The organism is Lentzea sp. NPDC051838, from assembly GCF_040681245.1.
Classification (GTDB): Bacteria; Actinomycetota; Actinomycetes; order Mycobacteriales; family Pseudonocardiaceae; genus Lentzea.
This window is the reverse complement of record NZ_JBFAYI010000001.1, coordinates 1,325,556-1,331,614: the sequence shown is the minus strand read 5'-3', so window position 1 is coordinate 1,331,614 and position 6,059 is coordinate 1,325,556. Positions and strand designations below refer to the sequence as shown.

4 protein-coding genes are annotated in these 6,059 nt (G+C 65.9%); 2 read left to right on the top strand and 2 right to left on the bottom strand.

All coding sequences use genetic code 11. The annotated features are described in order from the left end of the window. Positions 1-265 precede the first annotated feature (265 nt). Together AB0M24_RS05925 and AB0M24_RS05920 are read left to right on the top strand one after the other, a co-directional pair. Positions 266-1,465: a DUF222 domain-containing protein gene (locus AB0M24_RS05925; RefSeq protein WP_363761514.1), complete on the top strand. Its 1,200-nt coding sequence runs from the start codon at positions 266-268 to the stop codon at positions 1,463-1,465. A 994-nt stretch (positions 1,466-2,459) separates the two neighbouring features. Beyond that, positions 2,460-3,317 (top strand): hypothetical protein, encoded by an 858-nt coding sequence (locus AB0M24_RS05920; protein ID WP_363761512.1) that lies wholly within the window; start codon positions 2,460-2,462, stop codon positions 3,315-3,317. Between the two features lie 66 nt (positions 3,318-3,383). Here the strand turns inward: AB0M24_RS05920 and AB0M24_RS05915 are convergent, their stop codons facing one another. After that, complete coding sequence (locus AB0M24_RS05915) at positions 3,384-5,108, bottom strand: proprotein convertase P-domain-containing protein (RefSeq protein WP_363761510.1); 1,725 nt, start codon at positions 5,106-5,108, stop codon at positions 3,384-3,386. Between the two features lie 61 nt (positions 5,109-5,169). Further along, complete coding sequence (locus AB0M24_RS05910; RefSeq protein WP_363761508.1) at positions 5,170-6,051, bottom strand: XRE family transcriptional regulator; 882 nt, start codon at positions 6,049-6,051, stop codon at positions 5,170-5,172. Positions 6,052-6,059 lie beyond the last annotated feature (8 nt).

Here is a 6,059-nt window from a genome sequence, read left to right as displayed (position 1 = left end):
GTCGGATGCTCCGCACCCGCCCGATCCGAAAAGGGTAGCACCTCGCACCCAAAGTCAAGCCCCAATCGCTTCGCGTGCGTGGTTGCGTTTGTGCTGTCGGGTTCCGTCATTACCGGTGTTTCGCGTTGTTGTGCTCTCGTTCGGCTCGGCTTCGTCATCGCCGCTTGCCTTCGGCTTCGCGGGGGTGTGTTTGTTTGGGCGGTTCACACGATGGTGTTTTATTTTTCGCGTTATCTGGTCGTGATCTTGCGGTAGGATCGAACATGTGAGCGATCCCCGGCTTCTTTCCTCCGACGAGCTCTTGCAGAGCATCGCCGATGATGTGAGGGAAATGCGGGTGCGCGAGAACTCGGCGATGCGGAAGATCGCTGAGTTGGAGCGGCGTGGGGCTGCGGCCGAGTTCGGATACAAGGATTTGCCGCAGGTGTTGCGGCATGTGGTTCGTTGGGACATTCACGTCGCCAGGCAGTGGGTGGCGAACGCCGGGTTGTTGAGTGGCGAGATCACTCCGACCGGCAGTGAGCTGGCCCCGGAGCTTCCGTTGACCGCCGAGGCCGCGGCCGAGGGTGCCTTGTCCGTCGCACATGTCGCGGTGGTCGCCGAGGTGATGAAGAAGCTGCCTGCTGAGCGTGAGGCCGAAGTGGTGGGTTATGCCCGGCAGTTCGATCCCGCCGCGGTGCGCAAGCTGGGCGCACGGATCGCCTACACGCTGCACCAGGACGACCCGGAGCCCTCTGACCCGAAGCTGGAGAGGCTGGTCAACCAGCACTTCAGCCGCTGGCGCAAGGACGGCTACTTCGAGGTCAAGATGCTGCTGGACAAGGTAACTGGCACGACCTATGAAGCCGTCCTGAACCCGCTGGCCAAGCCCCGCCCGGACAATGGCGAAGGCCCGGACCGGCGCGACCGCTCGGAACGCGAGGGCGAGGCCTTCGCGGAGCTGGTCGACCTGATGGTGCGCGCCGACCAGCTCCCCGAGCACGGCGGCGAACCGGTCACCCTCACGCTGACGATGAGCTACGACGACCTGGCCAACCAGACCGGCCAGGCCCTGCTGGACAACGGTGAGCGGATCCCGGCCGCCCAGGTCCGCCAGCTTGCCTGCAACGCCGGAGTGATCCCGCTGGTCCTGGGCGGCCACTCCCAGCCGATGGACATCGGCCGCAAAACCCGCACCTTCCCAGCGGGAATCCGCCGAATCCTGGTCGCGAGGGACCGAGGCTGTGCCTTCCCGGGCTGTTCGAGACCGCCACGGCATTGCGATGCCCACCACATCCACTACTGGGCCAACGGTGGCGACACCTCTGTCGACAACGCCGTCCTGCTCTGCCGCCACCACCACACGCTGATCCACCAAAGCGAGTGGGAAGTGAAGCTCGTCCACGGCATACCGACGTTCTATCCGCCGCCATGGCTGGACCCAGAACGAAAACCCAGACGCAACCAGCTCCACACCGCCGCCTGAACCGCCAGGCGAGCGGCCATGCGAGTCGGGCTATTGCGAGCTTGGTCATTGGGGGCCGGGCTATTGGGAGCCGGGTGATTGAGAGTCGGTGGATTGAGGGTCGGGTGATTGGGGTCGGGCCGTTGCGGGGCGGGTCGTGGGGGCGGGCTATTGAGAGTCGGGCCATTGCGAGCCGGGTCATTGGGAGGGCGTTGCGAGGCGGGCCATTGGGAGCCTGGCGATTGTCGGCTGCCTCGTAGTGCGCCGAGTGGTTGTGCGCCGAGCCGGGAGCCAGCCACGAGCGGACAACGTCCCGCGCGGCACGCGCGGCCATCCCGCAAAGCCGAAGGCAAGCGGCGATGGCGAAGCCGAGCCGAACGAGAGCACAACAACGCGAAACACCGGTAATAACCGCCACCCAACCACAAAACGCAACCACGCACGCAAAGCGATTGGGGCTTGACTTTGGGTGCGAGGTGCTACCCTTTTCGGATCGGGCGGGTGCGGAGCATCCGACCTTTTCCGCCCGAACAAGCGCCTCGCAAGGGACCCGAAGTCAAGCCCCAATCGCAATCGTCGCGAAGCGGCGATGACGCAACCAAAGCTCGTCAGGTCTTTTGACCCACGCGCCCACCAACGCAAGGTGACAGAGCGCCCGGCACGGGACCGCCCCGCTGGAACCGCAGCCTCACGGCACACGTAACCACCGGCGTGAACCCGCGAGCCGAGTCGAACAGACCGGCCATCGCGCATCGAATCCGTGTCGAACAACCGGCCCCTTGACAAGCCGCGACCGGACCACCGCGCCCACCGGTATCACCGCCTTGGTCCATTCGCGAGACCACGAACCAAACCGCGCCGACCGAGCCGAAAACCCACTCTGACCAGCAAGATCACCAGCCGGGCAAAACCTTAAACGCATTTAAAAACAAGCTGGTCCAGACCGGTTTGAACCCCGTCCGTGACCTCCCCGTAGTCACCGGTACAACACCGATACACCCCCGAGGAGAATCGAATGGGCGCTCGACACCGCAAGCCCGCCATGATCGGCGCGGGCGCCATGCTCGCGGTCGCTGCTGTCGCCGGTGGCATCTTCGCCTTCAGCGGCACCGACTCGAACGCGGCTGAGGACTGCGGCGGACTGGACACCGCCCTGCAGAACAACCTGAACTTCATCGCCGGGCAGCAGGCGAACCCCGATGCTCAGTCGGAGGCTCGGATTGCCAACCGGCAGGCGGTTGTCAACCTCATCAACCAGCGGCGCAAGGCGGCCGGCTGTGGCAACAACGTCCAGGCGCAGGCACCTGCCAAGGGTGAGGCCGCGACGTCCGGTGAGGACTGCGGCGGGCTCGACAAGGCGTTGCAGAACAACCTGAACTTCATCGCGGGGCAGAAGGCCAGCCCGGACTCGCAGTCCGAGGCCCGCATCGCGAACCGGCAGGCCGTGGTCGACCTCATCCAGCAGCGGCGCAAGGCGGCGGGCTGCAAGGGTGACGGCGGCGCCGGCAACGCCAACCAGGGCAACGCGAACCAAGGCAACAACGCTGGCAACCAGGGCCAGAACACGGCCCAGCCCGCCCCGAAGCCCGATGCGAACCAGGGCAACAACAACGGCGGCGCGTCCGGTCAGCAGGTCTGCAACGGTTCCACCGTCACGCTTTCCGGTGAGGGAGGCGCTCCGGCCGCGTCCAGCGGCACGTTCCCGATCGGCACCACGCTGAAGGTCACCAACCTGGACAACAACAAGTCCACCACCGTCAAGGTGGCGTCGGTGTCCGGCAGCTGCGCACTGCTCAACAACGCGGCCTTCGAACAGGTTCGCGAGCCCGGCAAGTTCCTGATCCGCCGGGCGCTGATCGAGAAGATCGGCTGACCGTAGCGGTCCACAGTGGACGGGTGGTCGCCTGCACGAGGGATGAGCACCCGTCCACAGCCGTGCCTAGACCGTCACGGACCAGCCGGACAGCAGACCCACGTCAGAAGGTCCGTTGTCACCGATCCGCAACGTCCACGTACCAGCCGCGCGTTCCGACACCCGAGCAGTGAACGCCTTGGGCTGGAAGGCAGTGCACGGATACCCGCCGTACCGCTGCAACGGGTACGACCGCCCGCTCGGACCGACCAGTGTGATGTTCAGGTCCTGCGAACACGTGTGAGTCGCATCCACCTGCACGGTCACCGAAGCGGCAGCAGCACCGGACGCGGTCGACACAACTCGGCTGACGGCAACCTGGAAGTCCCTGATCGGGTAGTCCTCGCCATTGCTGAACGTCCGCTCACCACCAGAACCAGGTTGAGTGCGAACGGAAACAGCATCCGACTGCTTCGACACGTTCCCGGCAGCATCCCGAGCAACGACCGTGAACGAGTACGAAGTGTCCGGCGTCAACCCGCTGACCGAAGCCGAAGTCCCAGCAACGGAAGCAACCACCGTGGACCCGGACAGAACGTCATACCCGGTAACGCCGACGTTGTCCGAAGCCGCGGTCCACTCCAAGGAAACGCCCGTGGAAGTGGCACCGACCGAGCGCAGACCGGTAGGTGCGGTAGGCGGTTCCACGTCACCGGATCCCGACCCGACCACGAGAGTGAGGTTCCACTTCGTCAGAGCTTCGTTGACAGGCTGGAAGATGGAGTTGTCCCCTGTGGACCCAGGAGAACACGAGGACTGCCCACCGGAATGCAGCCCGACGGCTGACGACCCGGCCAGCCAAGCCCCACCGGAGTCACCACCCTGCGAACACGCCGTGGTCAACGTCAACCCGTCGATCACCACGCTCCCGTAGTCGACGGTCTGGTTCACCGAGTTCACCACACCACATTCGAACTGCGGCGCGGTGTTCCCGCTGTGGCACACCGCTTCCCCGACCAGCGCGTCCTTGCTGCCGGTCACGGTCACCGCGGGCGAACCCCAGGTGTTGACCACGGGCGAGACGGTCCAGCCGGACTCGGTCACCGCGACCACACCCATGTCGCCTTCGCGGGCGTTCACCGAACGGCCACCGCCGGCGTTGGACGTCCCGATCCGGTTCCGCTGCCCGCTCTCGCCGTAGGCAGCCTGCGAGACGTCGTTCGTGCAGTGGCCGGCGGTCACGAAGTGCTTGCCACCGCTGGAATCCACAGCGGGGAACCCGACCGAGCAGTTCGACTCCGACCCCGGCCACCACGGATCGCCGGGGTTCACCTCCCCGGACTGCTGCACGAACGGCTGGGACACCTGGACGACCCGAACCCCGTCCAGGGCAGGGAAAGACCCAACCACGGAAACCACGACATCATTGCGCCGGACATCCACACCAACACTCCGGAACGAGTGCCCGAGAGCCTTCACGCGCGAGACGAGCGCGGAAAGCTGAGCCGCGGACCGGGACACCAGCACCGCCTCCGCACCGGCAGCGCGCACGACCGAAGCATCCTCGGCACGGGTGACCGCCACCGTCAACCGGCCCGAAGTGGCGTCGAACCACCGGCCCGCGTCGGAAACACGCAGACCGTCGGAAACAACATGCGCACGATCTTGCTGAACGAGCCGAGCACGAGCGTCAACGGCGCTGATCCCGAGATCACGAGCCACCGCGTCGGCGACAGGATCGGCGGAAGCAAGCGCGGGCACCACCGGCAACACCAGCAGAGCGCCGCAGAAAACGGCAAGAACCTTCCTCATGGCGAAAGGGCCTCCTTGTTTCGCAGGGTGGCCCGAATCTAAAACGCCGACAACAACCGCGTTAATGAGTAACTTTTAAGTCCTGTTCCACTTTCAAGTCCCAATCCCACCGAAATCCGCGCACACCGGGCTGCACGTCCAGAGCCACGTCGAGCAAAGTCGAGCCCGGATCCACCGCGGCCCCGTCCGCGAGTTGCACGACCGAAGCGGGCGGCGCGCCCTCGAAGGTCACCTCGAGCACGTACTCCCGCGTGGGCAACCGGAACTTGCGCTCGTAGTTCGTCGCAAGTGGACACGGTGAGGCGTTCACCAGCTCGTGCTCGATCACGATGCTCTCGCCCTTGCGCAGCACCTTGTCGAACAACAGCTCCGCGGCCAGGAACCCCTGCGCCTCGTCCTGCACGAGCCGCCCGATCTCGCAGTTCCGCAACGCCCGCAGCTCCGGCAACGGCCGGTCGTGCTCGTCGACGTGCATGATCACGACCCACCGGTCGGGCCCGTTCATCGACGCCGACAGCACCTGCCGGGACCGGAACGACCGCTCGGTGCGGTCGGCTCCGATCGTCACGAAGTCCTGCTGGCTGACCCGGATCAGCTGGTCGTCCCAGCGCGTCTCCATGTCGTCGATCGCGTGCTCGACCTGCGACGGCTCCGGCCAGAACGCCGACATCGGCGCGGGAGCCTTGCGCAGCCAACGGCCACGTGGCCGCGGCGGTCCCAGCAGCTCCGAGAGGTGCCCGGGAGGCACCTGCAGGATGTGTTCCAAGTGGACGACGGCCTGCAGCGACTTCTTGCGCTCAGGCCTGCTGCGACCGGTCTGCCAGTAGCTCAGCGTCGCCAGGGACACGGACACACCGTGCTGGGAGAGGTGCTCACGGAGTCGCTCCAGACCGAGACCACGGTTGGTGATCGCCGTCCGGAGCGCCTCCGCGAACTCGTCCACGGGCGCCA